This window comes from Paenibacillus sp. FSL P4-0338 (assembly GCF_038002365.1).
Lineage (GTDB): Bacteria > Bacillota > Bacilli > Paenibacillales > Paenibacillaceae > Paenibacillus_AQ.
In genome coordinates, this window is the sequence record NZ_JBBOCG010000001.1 from 4512914 (window position 1) to 4529215 (window position 16302).

Here is a 16302-nt window from a genome sequence, read left to right on the forward strand (position 1 = left end):
CTGCAACGCAAGACACATCGTTACTTCTCGAAATATAGGAACAGTATATATTATGTTACCTTACACCGTCAACCGGATTTGTCCAAAAACAATCTTCAATAACATATTATGTCATTTTCTTGTAAGGGCAACTGCTATTCCTGTCCTACTGTCTGCGCCAGTCCTCCAGCCGCTTACGCGTCTCTGGTGGCAGCTTGTCTTCCAGCGAGTGACGGGTCCCGCTTACGCTTCCCGGCTCGATGGCCTTCTTCACCTGCTTCTGGTTCTCCTCAATCTCAAGCCTCAGTTCCCTAGCCGAAATCCGGAGTGCCCCCTGGGCAAAAACGACATGCTGCTCCACAAAATCGCTAGTGGCTACCGAGATTTGTCTGCGGCGGTGCGTGAATTCCCCCACCAGCCGTTCGATGCATTCATCTGCTGTTTCCTTCTCCTTGGTGAAGAAGACCTGGATCTTCCCTTGTTCAAACGATCTGCCCAGTCCCGGCACACGGTAAGCATCGAATACAGCAATGACGCGCAGCCCGGAGAATGCCTGATAATCGGCCAGCATATCGAGCAGCCGGTCGCGTGCCCCCTGCATACCGGTCTGCGACAATGCCGCAAGCTCTGGCCAGCCGCCGATCATGTTGTATCCGTCCACGAGCAGGATATCGCGCCAGTCTGCCATAGTTATCCCTGTTCTTGGCGGCGGCGGATTACCTCGTACATGATTACACCCGCTGCCACCGAAGCATTCAGAGAGTTGATTTTCCCCGCCATCGGCAGCTTAAGCAGCACATCGCATTTCTCACGGATCAGGCGGCCCATCCCTTTATTCTCATTGCCGATCACCACGGCTACCGGTCCGGTGAAAATATCCGATCCGAACAAATTCTGATCGGTATCCACATCCGTACCGACTACCCAGACTCCCAGCTCCTTCAGCCGGTCAATGGTCTGTCCAAGATTCGTTACGCGGGCCACGGGCACATATTCGACTGCACCAGCCGAGGTCTTGGATACAGTGGCAGTAATCTGCGCGGAGCGGCGCTTCGGCACAATGACTCCGTGCACACCTGTGCAGTCAGCCGTACGCAGGATAGACCCGAGGTTATGCGGATCTTCGATTTCGTCCAGCAGGAGCAGAAACGGCGGTTCTCCCTTGGCTTCAGCAATTGCCAGAATATCAGCAACCTCCGTGTAGGCAAAAGGCGCCGCCTGCGCCACCACTCCCTGATGCTGGACGCCCGGTGCGAGCTGATCCAGCTTGCGCTTGTCCACATGCTGAATGACAATACCTGCTTTGCGCGCTTCCGCAACGATAGGTGCGGTCAGGTGCTTTTGCGCAGTTTCGGCGATCCATATTTTATTGATTGTCCGTCCCGCTCTAAGGGCTTCAAGCACCGAATGCTTGCCTGCCAGTATTTCCTCTTCAGTTCTCAATTCTTCCATATTCTTATCTCCTGTTCTGTATACTCACTTGGGGCGGTGCATCATATATTCGATACTGCTGTGAACAAGCTCCTGGATTCTCGCCTGTTGTCCTGTGTAATATAAATAGCCGATCATGCATTCAAAAGCAGTGGCGTGGCGGTATTCCAGCACATCCGCATTTTTGGGAATGTTCCCGGATTTGGCGTTGCGTCCCCGTCTGACCACATCCTTCTCTTCCTCGGTGAGCACCGGATCCAGATAAGCAAGAATGGTGCTCTGCGCTCTGGCGGAGACCAGCCCGGTCGCTGACCGGTGCAGATGCTGGGGACGCAGATTGGGCAGCGAGATCAGATACTGCCGGACTGCAACTTCGTAAATAGCATCCCCTGCATACGCAAGGACAATAGGCGGCAGCAGGTGGGCCGGCTTGGAGGGTTCATACGGGAACCAGGCACGGTTCAGATCAAACAGCCCGTTCATTTACGCCGCCACCGCATTCCCTGTGGAGTATCTTCCAGCAGAATCCCCAGCGCATTCAGCTCATCGCGGATTTCATCCGACCGGCTCCAGTTCTTGTTCTTGCGCGCTTCCGCACGCTCCGCAATCAGGCGTTCTACCTCTTCGCTCGCCACTTCTTCCTCAGCCTCTACCGTGAGGCGTAGTACAGCGTTCATCTCGGCAAAAGCCTTCAGTAATGCGGCGAAGTCAGCCGGATTCGCCTCATGATCAGCAAGCGTAAGGTTCGCCAGGCTCACCCAGTCAAATACCGCAGTAATGGCATCCGGTGTATTGAAATCATCCTGCATACGGGCATGGAAGTTGCTAAGGGTAGCGGCCAGACGCTCCGTAACCTGCGGACTTGCCTCACCTTCTGCCCCCTGCGCCGCCAATTCAAGGCGATGCTTCACATTGCCTTCGGCCAGAGCGATCCGCTCTACGCTTTTCTCAGCAGACAGCAGTGCTTCCTCGGTGAAGTTCAGCGGATTGCGGTAATGGCTGGATAGCATGAAGTAACGGATAGCACCCTGCTTGAAGCGCGCACGGATATCCTTCACAAGGAGTCCATTTCCCAGCGACTTTGACATTTTCTCGTCGCCGATATTCAGAAAAGCATTATGCATCCAGTAATTCGACAGCGGCTCCCCCGTCAGCGCTTCGGTCTGGGCACATTCGCATTCATGATGCGGGAATTTCAAATCCTCACCGCCGCCGTGAATGTCAATCGTCGTACCTAAATATTCGCGCACCATCGCCGAACACTCAATATGCCAGCCGGGACGGCCTTCTCCCCATGGACTGGACCAGTGCACTTCGCCCGGCTTGGCTGCCTTCCAGAGTACGAAATCCTCCTGGTTCTCCTTGCGCGAATCCACCTCGACACGGATACCGAAGCGCAGCTCTTCCAGATTCTGGCGGGACAGCTTGCCATAATTGGCAAATTTGCCGGTACGATAATATACATCGCCACCGTTCTCATACGCGTAGCCTTTGTCTTCAAGCTCCTTAATGAACTCGATAATCGTGTCCATGCTCTCCGTAACGCGCGGATTCATCGTCGCCGGCTTCACGCCAAGCCCGGCCAGATCCTCCTGGTAGGCGGCGATGAACATTTCGGCTACCTCGGCTACGGTGATGTTCAGCTCCTCCGCCTTGCGGATCATTTTATCATCCACATCGGTGAAATTTGTCAGATAGCGGACCTCATTCCCAAGCGCCTCCAGGTAGTTGCGCACCATGTCAAAAACAATGACCGGTCTTGCATTCCCGATATGCATATAGCCGTAGACCGTGGGTCCGCAGACATACATCTTCACCTTATCCGTCTCCTGCGGTACAAATTCTTCCTTTGTGCGCGTCATTGTGTTGTAAATATGCAAAGCCATTCTTGTCCCAACCCTTTCTATTGTCCCCGGATTCGTGAAATGCCGGTGCTCTTAAATTTCGTAATCGCCGATATATTGCTGGCTTTCGAGCCGCCGCTGTTCCTTCTTCTGCTTATCTTCAGCACCCATCTGTTCTCTTAGCTCCTCGATCTCCTTCTGCAGGAACTTGAGGGAATCAATCAGCGGGTCTGGCATCTTGGTATGATCCAGCCGGTCGGATACACGTTCCCCGTTACGCTTGACCACACGCCCGGGATTGCCGACTACCGTACTGTTGTTAGGCACTTCACGCAGCACGACTGCGTTAGAGCCGATATTAGAATTATCGCCGATTCGGAAGGAACCCAGTACTTTGGCACCAGAGCCGATAACTACATTGTTGCCGACGGTAGGGTGACGTTTGCCCTTCTCTTTGCCGGTTCCCCCAAGTGTAACGCCCTGATAGATAATGACATCATCGCCAATCTCGCAGGTCTCACCAATGACAATACCCATTCCGTGGTCAATAAACAACCGGCTGCCGATGACCGCTCCCGGATGAATCTCTACTCCGGTCATGAACCGGCTGATCTGCGAAACCATGCGTGCCAAGGTAAACCAGCGGCGTTTGTAAAAAGAGTGGGCCGTCCGGTGTGCCCAGATCGCGTGAAGCCCGGCGTAGGTGAAGACTACCTCGAACCTGCTGCGGGCGGCGGGATCATTGTCGAATACTGCCCGAATATCCGACTTGATATGCTTAAACATCGCGGTTCCCCTCTTCTTTGAGATGCTATATTTCAAGCAGAAACGGCTTTGCCGTCCTTTGGATGGACGGTACCGTTTCAGCGAGAAATAGAAGGATAATGGATAGCGTGAAACCTACACATTCTTATATTTCAACAAAAAACGCCCCTGCAGCATCATAGCTGCAGAGACGTTTAACCGCGGTCCCACTCTGCTTGAACATTGGTATATGTCAGAGCTGTAAACTTGCAGCCCCGTATCCGGTGTTCCTCTTGGTGTCTGTAACGGCGACAACCCGGCACAGTCTACAGCCCCGCACAAGGACGTTCAACCATGCAGCTCACAGGTGCATCTTCAGCGGCAGACAAATGAATAACTCCCAGCCTGCAAGGACGTTCGCCCTTAAGCGGTTATTCTCTCTGGTAATTGTCTGTATACGCCTACTTTTCCTGATCCCAGCTATTCTTATATTCTTCTATCTTAGCGAAAAGCCGCAAAACTGACAAGGGTCTCCTCCCCTTGTATGTCCTGCCCTAAGCGCCTTTGATTTGTGATTTCAGACGTTCGATCACCCGGCTGCGGCCGAGCAGCGCAATCGTTGCATTCAAGTCGCGGCCATGCATCTGTCCAGTAAGAGCGACACGAATCGGCATAAACAGCGCTTTGCCTTTGTGCCCGGTCTCCTTCTGCACTTCCTTGATCAGAACAGCCATATGCGGGGCGCTGAAATCTTCAGCAGCCTCCACTTTAGCCAGAAATGCGGACAGCACTTCAGGAACCTGGGCTTCGGCAAGCACCCCAGCCGCTTCAGTCTCCAGCTCCAGGTGGCTGCGGAAGAACAGCTCGGAGAGAGCGACAATATCGGACGCGGCGGTCATTTGTTCCTGGTACAGCGCAACCAGGCTTTCCGCCCAGCTCTGCTGCTCCTGACTGAGTACCTCAGGCAGACGGCCTGCCTTCTGCAAATGAGGAATGGCAAGTGCAGCAATCCGCTTAGGATCGGCATGCTTGATATAGTGATTGTTCAGATGCGCCAGCTTGTTCGTATCGAACACTGCCGGACTCTTCGACAGGCGGTCCGCCGTAAAGATCGAGATCAGCTCTTCCTTGGTGAAGATTTCCTCTTCCCCCTCAGGCGACCAGCCCAGCAGGGTGATGAAGTTGAACAGGGCTTCCGGCAGGTAGCCCAGCTGGTCGTACTGTTCAATAAACTGAATGATCGATTCATTTCGTTTGCTCAGCTTCTTATGATCATCGCCGACAATCAGCGTCATATGGCCAAAGAGCGGAGCTTCCCAGCCCAGTGCCTCATAAATCATGAGCTGGCGCGGGGTATTGGAGATATGATCCTCTCCGCGCAGCACATGAGAGATAGCCATCAGATGGTCGTCTACCGCTACGGCGAAGTTATAGGTCGGAATACCGTCCTTCTTCACGATGACGAAGTCGCCCATTTCTTTGCTATTGAACGAAATGCTGCCTTTTACGATATCATTGAAGGTATAGGTACGGTCTTCCGGAACAAGGAACCGGATGCTGGCCACGCGTCCCTCCGCCTCAAAGGCCAGGCGCTGCTCCTCGGTCAGATTACGGTGTTTGCCGGAATAACGCGGGGTTTCGCCGCGTGCCGTCTGCTCCTCGCGTTCGGCCTCCAGCTCTTCCTCCGTGCAATAGCAGCGGTAAGCCAGGCCGCGGTCCAGCATATCCTGCCAGTAAACACGGTACAGATCCAGACGCTCAGTCTGGCGGTAAGGCCCGTATTCGCCCCCTACATCCACACTTTCATCCCAGTCAATTCCCAGCCACTTCAAATACTTCAGCTGGCTCTCTTCACCTTCTGCAATGTTGCGCTTGAGATCCGTATCTTCAATCCGGATAATGAATTTGCCGCCCAGATTGCGGGCGAACAGATAGTTAAACAAGGCTGTTCTGGCATTTCCGATATGTAAATGTCCCGTAGGGCTCGGTGCGTAACGCACCCGAACTTGATCCGCCATGGGTTTCCCTCCGCTTCATATTGGTTAAAATTAGGTCTTTACTTACGCTAAAGCCATCTCACGATGATATCACATCTTGCAGCAGACAGACAATAGATTGGGCGGCAATTCCCTCTCCGCGCCCCGCGAAGCCCAGTTGCTCAGTCGTTGTTGCTTTTACATTCACCTTCGATACGTCAGCGTTCAACGTGCGGGCAATAATCTCCGTCATCTGCGGAATATATGGCGCCATCTTCGGTTTTTGTGCAATGATGGTTGAATCGATATTCCCCAGCCGGTATCCGCGCTCACGCGCAAGTGCCCATACCTGCTCCAGCAGCTTCAGGCTGTCTGCATCCTTAAACGCCGGGTCCGTATCCGGAAAATGTCTGCCGATATCCCCCAGTCCCAGCGCTCCCAGTATAGCGTCGCTTACAGCATGCAGCAGCACATCCGCATCCGAATGCCCCAGCAGCCCCTTCTCATAAGGAATCGTCACTCCGCCGATAATACACGGTCTTCCCTCGACCAGCTGGTGTACGTCAAATCCTTGTCCTACAGCAATCATCTGTGTTCCTCTCCCCTGCTTCTTACTGTGAATTCAGCGAAATCCAAGTCTTCCGGCGTCGTGATCTTAATATTCATGTAGCTTCCTTCTACAACTGACACGGTAATGCCGCTGCGTTCAGCCAGACTGGAATCATCAGTCCCGAGAAAACCGTCCCGCTCTGCCTCCTCATAGGCGGACAGCAGATCGGACAAACGAAAAGTCTGCGGGGTCTGAATCGCCCACAGACTTCGCCGATCCGGCGTTGACAGCACCTTGCCTTCACTGTCCACCTGCTTAATCGTATCCTTAACCGGTACTGCAAGCACCGACGCTCCATCGGACTGAGCCCGCTCGTAGCAAGCCTCTATCTCGCTGTCCTGTACGAATGGCCGTACCCCGTCATGAACCATGACCCAATGAGTCTTAAGTTCCTCCAGTCCGCGGCGAACCGAATGCTGGCGCTCCGTTCCCCCGGGAATGACCGCAGCCACCTTATCCAGCTTGAAGGCTTGTACCCATTGCTTACAGCGCTGCACATCCTCTTCCCCGGTGACAAGCACAATCTCAGAGATCAGCTTATGCCGCTGGAACACCTCCAGGGTATGCACGATAATCGGCTTGCCCTGCAGCAGCAAATATTGCTTGCTCTCTGCCGTCCTCATCCGGGTTCCTCTGCCTGCCGCTACGATAACGACGCCAACACTGTTTGACATGCTTTCGGCTCCTGTCTTTCTTTCACGTATACTCCCATCATAACGTGTTTGGCTGGCATTTCCAAGCCCGAAAGGTGCTGCCGGAAGCCTTGACTGAACTTATTGTGCTTTTTCCAGAAGCTTCGGTTTGGCAAAAATCATCCGTCCTGCCGATGTCTGCAGCACGCTCGTCACCAGAACCTCCATCGTAGTGCCGATATAATCCCGGCCGCCCTCCACCACAATCATCGTGCCATCGTCCAGATAGGCTACGCCTTGTCCATGTTCTTTGCCGTCCTTAATCACCTGTACAATGATCTCTTCGCCCGGCAGAACCACCGGCTTCACTGCATTCGCCAAGTCATTAATATTCAGCACTGACACTCCCTGCAGCTCGCACACCTTGTTAAGGTTGAAGTCGTTGGTGACGACCTTGCCGTGCAGCACTTTCGCCAGCTTGACCAGCTTGCTGTCCACTTCCGAGATCTCCTCGAAATCCCCTTCATAGATCAGCACCTTGACGTCCAGCTCTTTCTGAATCTTATTCAGAATATCCAGCCCCCGGCGTCCACGGTTACGCTTCAGCAGATCGGATGAATCGGCAATATGCTGCAGCTCCTCCAGTACGAACTCAGGTATAACAATGGTACCTTCGATGAAGCCCGTTTTGCAGATGTCAGCAATCCGTCCGTCAATAATCACGCTGGTATCGAGGATCTTATGCTCCTGATTTCCGCGTTCCTCCGGTTCCGCAGAGCGCGCCCAGCGTCCGGTATTCCAGAGCGAAGCGAGCTCCTCCTTCTTCTCCAGTCCGATCCGCAGACCCATATAACCCAGGGCAAGCGTAGCAGCTACCTGCAGCAGCTCCCCTGCTTTGCCCAGCCAGGCCATAACGGGATACAGCAGCAGAGACAGCAGCAGACCTCCCGTAAGCCCCGCTGCGCTTGCAGCAAGCTCATTCATCGGGATACGCGAGCAATACGCAACCGCCTCCCGCAGTTTTGAACTTGCCCAATCCGCGCATAAAGTCCCCGCAATCAGAAAAATAATGGCACCCAGCACCGCACACAAAACGCTTCCTTCCATAGGCAAGCTATCCTCCAGTTTCCCAAGGCCTACCGGGAACCCTCTTTCTGCCGCGTGATATAGCGAATAACCGGACCAGGCTCCACATAACCCGGCAAGCATCAAAATCATCTTTTTCCACATAACCTCGCACCTCCTTTTATTCATCCATCAATCCTCTATACCTCACCAGTATGTTCCAATTTTTAGGACAATAATCCAGGGGGCCGTTATTTTTTCTGTAAGCCCGAAATTCCCGGTCAGCTCTCTTGCCGTAAACCTCTATTTCTGGTTGAAAATGAGGGAGACCCTGGCATATAATGAACTCAATTCGAACCCAGGGGTGAATGGAAAATGAGCGCACCAAGTTTACAGGCCTTTCAGGATCAAGTCTCCGAACTGCTGCTCCGTCACCGTAGTCTTCTGGATGTAATGTCCAAGAACGGACAGAGCAGTGCTTCCGTCAACCGGGCTGTCGTCAAAGCCATTACCGAATGCGGCTGCATTCAGCTGCACGCCACCAAGCAGGTCTTCGAGCCCACTCTAGGCCTTGAGCAAGCCAAAGAGCTTGCAGGGACTCATCTGGCAGGAGAGCTGTGTGAGAACTGCCGGGAGGTCATTGGCTCCGAGCTGGGCCGCGAGTTGTTCTACATGTCTGCACTCTGCAATTTGCTTGCTATCAATATGGACGAGGTTGTCGCCAAGGAATCGCAGAAATGCGCAACACTCGGGTTGTTCAACTTGTCCTGAGCAGACCGTCCGCGCTCTCCTTCATCCATTCCCCCAGCTCCGGGGGAACCGTATTCCTTATACTTCCCTTCCCGCAAGCAGCAAAAAGGCATTGCACTCTCCTGATATCAGGAAAGGCAATGCCTTTTGTACAAATATAAGAATTTATATGTTTCACGCAATAACTTATCCTTATATTTCTCGCTGAAACGGTACCGTCCTTCAAAAGGAGGGCTAACCGTTCTTGGAATGATATACCTTATCTTCCGCGCGTCTTCTGCGGCGGCGTTGCCGCCGAACCTTAAATAGTCCTAAGCTCTGTCTGAAGCCATACAAGGCATACAGCGCCAGCAGTCCAAAGATCAGCTTGGCAATCTGTTCAGGGAAGACCACCGCAACAGCTACAGCGATCACGATAACTACAGGTGCGCCTATAACCGCTTTTTTGGGAAAACCGATCTTCTTGAAGTTGGGATACTTCACTGTGCTGACCATCAGATAGGACAGCAGCAGGGTAGCCACAATCATGAATGGTGCAGATACATCCTTATGGAAAAGTGCAAGCGTGGCCAGAACCCCGCCCGCAGCAGGAATAGGCAATCCTACGAAATATCCCGGAATCCCCGGGCGGACATTGAACCGGGCCAGACGTAAGGCTCCGAATACAGGGAAAATCGCTGTGACTGTCCATCCCACTGCAGGATTCAGCTCCTGCAGACTTGTTAAATACATAATCAGCGCCGGTGCGACTCCGAACGAAACTACATCGGATAAAGAATCCAGCTCCTTGCCGAATTCACTCTCACATTTCAGCGCACGGGCCATACGGCCATCCAGCCCATCGAGCAGCATCGCGATAATCACCATGATAGCGGCCATGCTCAGCTTGCCGTCAAACGCCATCATGATACCAAACATTCCAAGCATCAGATTACCAATCGTAAAAAGACTTGGAATTGATTTTTGTATCATTTCTTCACCTCAATTTTCCTACTTGCACTGCATGGGACTGTAACATTACGTGATTGTATGGTATTTACATTTGTCTGTCAATAAGAACTTGTTTCTGGAGCCGCTTCAGCCCGTCCTGAATATTGCGTGCGCGGACCTCGCCAATGCCATCTACTTCATCAAGCTCAGCTATGCTTGCCGTCATCAGGTTAGGCAGCATTTCGAAGCGTTCCACCAAATTGTGAATGATTACATTCGGCAGCCTTGGGATCTTGTTCAGCAGGCGGTAACCGCGCGGAGTCACAGCTTCTTCGGAGGAAATGGCTGTTGAGGAATAGCCCAGCAGGCGGGCAATATGGTTGTCATCCATCAGTTCATCATCGCTGCTGCGCTTCAGCCCGGCAATGATCTCACGGATCTTCTCCTCCTGCTCTTCCCTGGCATAGTCTCTGTACAGCAGCCATGCTTCTTCCTCAGTATTTCCAACCAATTCTTCCATCTGCATGCTGATCAGCCGGCCTTCATTGCCAAGCTCGTTGATGTATCGCTTAATTTCCATTTTGATTCTCAGCACCATCTCTACGCGCTGAATCACACCGACAACCTCGGCCACCGTCACAATCCCCTCGTATTCGGAAGCGGACAGGTTGGTCAGCCCTTGTGTCAGAACGGCTTTGTACTTCTCCAGAGTCTGAATCGCCTGGTTGGCCTTGGCCAGAATGGCACCGATTTCCTTGAGCGCGTAACGGATGGAGCCCTGATACAGCGTAATAATATTCCGGCGCTGGGAAATGGAAACGACCAGTTTGCCGGTCTGCTTCGCTACACGTTCAGCCGTCCGGTGCCGGATTCCTGTCTCAATCGAAGAGATGGAGGAATCAGGGATCAGCTGCGTATTGGCGTACAGAATCCGCTTCAGATCCTCGCTCAGAATAATCGCCCCGTCCATTTTGGCCAGCTCGTATAAATAGTTTGGTGAAAAATCGCAGTTAATGGAGAAGCCGCCATCGACAACCTCCATGACTTCCGGACTATATCCGACAACAATCAGTGCCCCGGTCTTCGCGCGAAGCACATTCTCCAGTCCTTCCCGGAAGGGTGTTCCAGGTGCAGCCATTCTAAGCAGATCATTCATATTATCTAATGGATTATATTCTTTCATGTCCCTGTGCCCCCTAATCTAACGCAACCGCTAGTGCCTGTGCTACTGTGCTGACGCCTATAATCTGGATATCCTGCGGATGCTTCCAGCCCTTCAGACTCTTCTCGGGCATAATGACCCGCCGGAAGCCAAGCTTGGCCGCCTCTTTCACCCGCATCTCTGCGCGTGATACCCCTCTCACTTCACCGGTAAGCCCTACCTCCCCGAAGAACACATCATACGGCTTGGTCGGAAAATCACGGAAGCTGGAGGCAATGCTGATGGCGACAGCCAAATCCACCGCCGGCTCATCCAGCTTCACCCCTCCCGCAACGTTGAGGTAAGCGTCCTGATTCTGCAGGAACATGCCCATCCGCTTCTCCAGTACAGCAATGATCAGCGCCATCCGTTGATGATCCATCCCTGTGCACATTCTGCGGGGCGAAGGGAAATGTGTCGAAGCTACCAGCGCCTGCAGTTCAACAAGAACAGGTCTTGTGCCCTCCATGCTGGCTACCACCGCAGAACCGGCCACTCCAAGCGGGCGCTCGGACAGGAACAGCTCCGACGGGTTCTCCACCTCGGTCAGCCCGATTTCACCCATTTCAAAGATCCCGATCTCATTCGTGGAGCCGAAGCGGTTCTTCACCGCACGCAGCAGACGGTACGTATGATGGCGTTCCCCTTCAAAATAAAGGACACAGTCCACCATATGCTCTAACATACGAGGGCCGGCAATAGCGCCTTCCTTGGTTACATGCCCTACAAGCACCGTGGCGATTCCCCGGATCTTCGCAATCCGCATGAATCTTGTCGTACATTCCCGCACCTGTGCTACACTGCCCGGCGCACTGGTCACTTCCGGCATAAATACAGTCTGGATCGAGTCAATGACCAGAAATTGAGGCTGAATCTGCTCAATGGCTTCCTCAATGCTCTCCATGTTCGTCTCACATAGAACGTACAATTCCGCAGAGAGCGCTCCGAGTCGGTCGGCCCGCAGCTTGGTCTGCCGCACAGATTCTTCCCCCGAAATATACAGCACGCGCAGCCCTTGTGTAGTCAAGGCATGCGAGGTCTGCAGCAGCAGTGTCGATTTCCCGATTCCGGGGTCGCCTCCAACCAGCACCAGCGAGCCGGGTACAATTCCGCCGCCAAGCACGCGGTTAAGCTCCCCGATGCCCGTCAGAATACGCGGCTCCTTGTCACTTTCTATATTTATGATCGATTGCGCCTTTTCTTTACTCTGAAAAATAGGTGCATTCATGCCTTGTGTTTTGACGACGCTTTCCGTTTCCTCTACCATCGAGTTCCATTCCTGGCACCCCGGGCACTTCCCGAACCACTTTGGTGATTCGTAGCCGCATTCGGTACAGAAAAATTTTGTTTTAGGTTTAGCCATGTGCACTCCTTACCGTCCGAACTTGCTAAAATTGCGGATATTTTACTCTTATTCAAAGTTTACCATTTCTGCACACTGAACGGAAGGACACTTAAGATCTAGTTTTAATTTGCGTCTTCTTTTAGGCATGCCTGAGGGTCGGAAACAAATAAAGCTCCCGCCCCTCTATACGGAGGAGCGGGAGCTTTGTTTCATTTTCCGGAACAATTATTCAGTTTCGACTGTTTTCTCCAGGGAGACCTCGGCCGGCGCCTCAATGGTGGTTACGACCAGTTCGCCGTTCACCTCATCAATGTTCAGGGAATCGCCCTTCTTGATGTTTCCTTTGAGCAGCTCTTCGGAGAGGCGGTCTTCGATATGCTTCTGAATCGCCCGGCGGAGCGGACGGGCACCGAAGGCCGGATCATAACCCTCTTTGGCCAGGAACGCTTTGGCTCCGTCGGTAAGCAGGAAGTCTACATCATGCTCACGCAGACGCTTGCGCAATTCGTCGGACATCAATGTAACGATCTCTGCGATATGCTTCTCCTCCAGAGAGTGGAAGACGATGATCTCATCGATCCGGTTCAGGAACTCAGGCCGGAAGCTCTTCTTCAGCTCTTCCATAACCTTGCCCTTCATATTGGTATAATCGGCGCCTGCATCTTGAACAGCCGTGAATCCAAGCGTCGAATTCTTCTTGATTGCCTGTGCCCCGACATTGGAGGTCAGGATAATCAGGGTATTGCGGAAATCGACCACGCGACCTTTGGAATCGGTCAGACGGCCGTCTTCCAGCACCTGCAGCAGAATGTTAAACACTTCAGGGTGGGCCTTCTCGATCTCATCCAGCAGGACAACCGAATAAGGCTTGCGGCGCACCTTCTCTGTCAATTGTCCGCCTTCTTCATACCCAACATACCCTGGAGGCGCTCCGACCAGACGGGAGGTGGAATGCTTCTCCATGTACTCCGACATGTCGATGCGGATGACCGCATTCTCATCACCGAACATCGCTTCGGCAAGCGCACGCGCCAGCTCTGTCTTACCAACCCCGGTAGGTCCGAGGAAGATGAAGGAGCCCATCGGACGTTTCGGGTCCTTCAGGCCCGCACGCGCCCGGCGTAGAGCCCGGCTGACTGCCTTAACGGCCTCATCCTGGCCGATTACACGTTCATGCAGCAGAGCTTCCATATTCAGCAGACGGTCCGTTTCTTCTTCCTTCAGCTTACTGACCGGAATGCCGGTCCAGCTGGCAACCACCTGTGCGATATCCTCAGGTGTAACCTGGGAATCGGTGCGGCCCTGCTTTTCTTTCCACTGATTCTTCGTAGTATCCAGCTCTTCACGAATCTTCTGCTCGGTATCGCGCAGTGCAGCAGCCTTCTCGAACTCCTGGCTCTGAACTGCGGAATCCTTCTCCTTGCGGATATCATCCAGACGCATTTCGAGTTCCTTCAGATTCGGCGGAATGGTGTAAGAATTCAGTCTTACCTTGGAGCCCGCTTCATCAATCAGGTCAATGGCCTTGTCCGGCAGGAACCGGTCTGGAATATAGCGGTCCGACAGCTTGACAGCTTCCACAATGGCTTCATCCGTAATCTTCACCCGGTGATGTGCTTCATAGCGGTCACGCAGGCCGAAGAGGATCTGAACAGCTTCTGCAGGCGAAGGCTGATCCACCGTAATCGGCTGGAAGCGGCGTTCCAGGGCAGCGTCTTTCTCGATATATTTGCGATATTCATCAAGCGTAGTGGCACCGATGCATTGCAGCTCACCACGGGCCAGGGCAGGTTTCAGGATGTTGGAAGCATCAATTGCGCCTTCTGCACCACCCGCTCCGATCAGCGTATGCAATTCATCGATGAAGAGCACGATATTGCCTGCTTGGCGAATCTCATCCATAATTTTTTTGAGGCGGTCTTCGAACTCACCGCGATATTTCGTACCGGCCACTACAGAACCCATATCGAGGGTCATGACACGCTTGTCGCGCAGCGTCTCCGGAATTTCATTGTTGATAATCTTTTGAGCCAGACCTTCGGCAATCGCCGTTTTACCGACCCCAGGCTCACCGATCAATACCGGATTATTCTTGGTGCGGCGGCTCAGCACTTGAATGACACGCTCAATTTCCTTGCTGCGGCCGATCACAGGATCGAGGTTACCGTCCTTGGCATAAGCTGTCAGATCGCGGGCCAGGCCGTCCAATGTTGGCGTGCTGACGTTAGCCGGAGCTCCGCTGTGACTGGAGGTTGCTTCATTGCTCCCCAGGAGCTGCAATACCTGCTGGCGGGCCTTGTTCAGGCTAATGCCGAGATTGTTCAGCACACGGGCTGCTACGCCCTCTCCCTCGCGGATCAGACCGAGCAGGATATGCTCTGTTCCCACATACGTATGACCCAGCTTGCGGGCTTCGTCCATAGACAGCTCGATTACCTTCTTGGCACGAGGAGTATAAGCGATGTTGGTCGGTTGTTCCTGACCTCTGCCAATCAGCGTTTCTACTTCATCCTGTATCTTCTCCAGACCCAGACCAAGTCCGATCAATGCCTTAGCGGCAATGCCGTCTCCTTCACGAATCAGTCCGAGTAAAATATGCTCTGTCCCAATGTTGTTGTGTCCCAAACGTACGGCTTCTTCCTGCGCCAGCGCCAGCACCTTTTGTGCGCGTTCCGTAAATCTTCCAAACATCATATCTCCTGCACCTCCACGGATAATAAATATCTATAATTAATGTTGTGATCCCAGTGTCTCCCGGAGCAGCTTTGCCCGGTACATATCGCGTTCAGTAGGCGACAGCTCGTCACCGAACAGCTTTTGCAGAAAGCCCGGCTGAGTCTTGACATTCAGCTCATTGAGCACTGAAATCGAAGGCCCTTCCAGAATCCCCAGATCTACACCAAGCCGCAGATCGGAGAGCCGCTGTGCCGATTCTTTCAGTTCCATCACAGCAGCATAGGCCAGTATTCCGTAGGAGCGCTTGATACGGTCAGTAATCCGCAATGCGGAATCCGCCAGCAGGCGATCACGCGCATTCCGCTCATGCTCTATAATCTGGGTGACTACGCTGTGAAGATTCTCAATAATCTCACTTTCGGTCTGTCCCAGCGTAATCTGGTTCGAGATCTGAAAGATATTCCCTACTGCTTCGCTGCCTTCACCATAAATTCCTCTAACGGTAAGCCCCACCTGATTGACTGCAGATAAAATGCGGTTGATCTGATGAGTCATCACCAAGGCCGGCAGATGGACCATAACCGAAGCTCTTAGCCCAGTTCCCACATTGGTGGGACAGCTTGTTAAATATCCTCTGCGGTCATCGAAGGCGTAATTGACAGCAGCCTCAAAAATATCATCGATGGCGGTCGCCCTCACCCATGCTTCTCTGACCTGCAGCCCAGGGAACAGGCATTGAATGCGGAGATGATCCTCCTCATTAATCATAATGCTGACCGACTCATCCTCATTAAGAATAACTGCCCCGCCTTTGGAGTCATCCGCCAGATTAGGACTGATAAGGTGCTTTTCCACCAGCACTTTTTTGTCCAGCTCACCCAGCTCATCCAGTCTCAGCAGTTCAAAGCTACCGAAATCTGCAGAGGCATCGCCCTGAAATACAGGGGCAAGCTGCTCCAGCACCTCCTCCGACTGCTCTGCCGAAGCAAGTAGCGGGAACGGAAGATGCTCCAGATTACGGGCGATACGCATACGGCTGCTGATGACAATCTCTGAATGACTGCCGCCGCAGCGCATCCATTCACTAAGTGCTTGTTCGGTATACCGGAGACTTGACAT

At 53.0% G+C, this 16302-nt stretch carries 15 protein-coding genes; 1 reads left to right on the forward strand and 14 read right to left on the reverse strand.

The annotated features are described in order from the left end of the window. Window positions 1-145: 145 nt before the first annotated feature. The 9 genes from MKZ07_RS19870 to MKZ07_RS19910 all read right to left on the reverse strand — a co-directional run bounded on the left by MKZ07_RS19870 (window position 146) and on the right by MKZ07_RS19910 (window position 8446). Window positions 146-667, reverse strand: a complete 522-nt coding sequence (locus MKZ07_RS19870) for an NYN domain-containing protein (protein ID WP_036692346.1) — start codon at window positions 665-667, stop codon at window positions 146-148. Window positions 668-669: 2 nt separating this feature from the next. Then, entirely contained in the window at window positions 670-1431 is a 762-nt protein-coding gene (gene rlmB, locus MKZ07_RS19875) for a 23S rRNA (guanosine(2251)-2'-O)-methyltransferase RlmB (RefSeq protein ID WP_036692343.1), read from the reverse strand. A 24-nt stretch (window positions 1432-1455) separates the two neighbouring features. Next, entirely contained in the window at window positions 1456-1893 is a 438-nt protein-coding gene (locus MKZ07_RS19880) for a Mini-ribonuclease 3 (RefSeq protein WP_341027224.1), read from the reverse strand. Beyond that, entirely contained in the window at window positions 1890-3296 is a 1407-nt protein-coding gene (gene cysS / locus MKZ07_RS19885) for a cysteine--tRNA ligase (RefSeq protein WP_036692338.1), read from the reverse strand. The genes MKZ07_RS19880 and cysS overlap by 4 nt, the downstream gene beginning before the upstream one ends. A gap of 51 nt (window positions 3297-3347) precedes the next feature. Beyond that, complete coding sequence (gene cysE / locus MKZ07_RS19890; RefSeq protein ID WP_036692335.1) at window positions 3348-4040, reverse strand: serine O-acetyltransferase; 693 nt, start codon at window positions 4038-4040, stop codon at window positions 3348-3350. Between the two features lie 512 nt (window positions 4041-4552). Next, a complete protein-coding gene (gene gltX / locus MKZ07_RS19895) occupies window positions 4553-6016 on the reverse strand; it encodes a glutamate--tRNA ligase (protein ID WP_036692333.1) in 1464 nt (487 codons plus the stop codon). Window positions 6017-6074: 58 nt separating this feature from the next. Further along, entirely contained in the window at window positions 6075-6563 is a 489-nt protein-coding gene (gene ispF, locus MKZ07_RS19900) for a 2-C-methyl-D-erythritol 2,4-cyclodiphosphate synthase (RefSeq protein ID WP_036692332.1), read from the reverse strand. Continuing rightward, window positions 6560-7258, reverse strand: coding sequence for a 2-C-methyl-D-erythritol 4-phosphate cytidylyltransferase (ispD, locus tag MKZ07_RS19905; protein ID WP_076161527.1), 699 nt, complete (start codon window positions 7256-7258; stop codon window positions 6560-6562). Before ispD ends, ispF begins: the two co-directional genes overlap by 4 nt. Before the next feature lie 99 nt (window positions 7259-7357). Continuing rightward, window positions 7358-8446, reverse strand: a complete 1089-nt coding sequence (locus MKZ07_RS19910; RefSeq protein WP_036692324.1) for a PIN/TRAM domain-containing protein — start codon at window positions 8444-8446, stop codon at window positions 7358-7360. A gap of 210 nt (window positions 8447-8656) precedes the next feature. Here MKZ07_RS19910 and MKZ07_RS19915 point away from each other — a divergent pair, with 210 nt between their 5' ends. Then, the gene (locus MKZ07_RS19915; protein ID WP_036692322.1) at window positions 8657-9052 is read left to right on the forward strand and encodes a hypothetical protein; all 396 of its coding nucleotides are present in this window, start codon (window positions 8657-8659) and stop codon (window positions 9050-9052) included. 213 nt (window positions 9053-9265) lie between these two features. Here the strand turns inward: MKZ07_RS19915 and pssA are convergent, their stop codons facing one another. The 5 genes from pssA to MKZ07_RS19940 all read right to left on the reverse strand — a co-directional run bounded on the left by pssA (window position 9266) and on the right by MKZ07_RS19940 (window position 16302). Beyond that, a complete protein-coding gene (pssA, locus tag MKZ07_RS19920; RefSeq protein WP_036692319.1) occupies window positions 9266-10003 on the reverse strand; it encodes a CDP-diacylglycerol--serine O-phosphatidyltransferase in 738 nt (245 codons plus the stop codon). A 64-nt stretch (window positions 10004-10067) separates the two neighbouring features. Then, on the reverse strand, window positions 10068-11144 hold the full coding sequence (gene disA, locus MKZ07_RS19925; RefSeq protein ID WP_036692318.1) for a DNA integrity scanning diadenylate cyclase DisA: 1077 nt from the start codon (window positions 11142-11144) through the stop codon (window positions 10068-10070). A 13-nt stretch (window positions 11145-11157) separates the two neighbouring features. After that, complete coding sequence (gene radA, locus MKZ07_RS19930; protein ID WP_036692317.1) at window positions 11158-12525, reverse strand: DNA repair protein RadA; 1368 nt, start codon at window positions 12523-12525, stop codon at window positions 11158-11160. A gap of 207 nt (window positions 12526-12732) precedes the next feature. Then, window positions 12733-15201: an ATP-dependent protease ATP-binding subunit ClpC gene (gene clpC / locus MKZ07_RS19935; protein ID WP_036692316.1), complete on the reverse strand. Its 2469-nt coding sequence runs from the start codon at window positions 15199-15201 to the stop codon at window positions 12733-12735. 36 nt (window positions 15202-15237) lie between these two features. Next, window positions 15238-16302 (reverse strand): protein arginine kinase, encoded by a 1065-nt coding sequence (locus MKZ07_RS19940; protein ID WP_036692315.1) that lies wholly within the window; start codon window positions 16300-16302, stop codon window positions 15238-15240.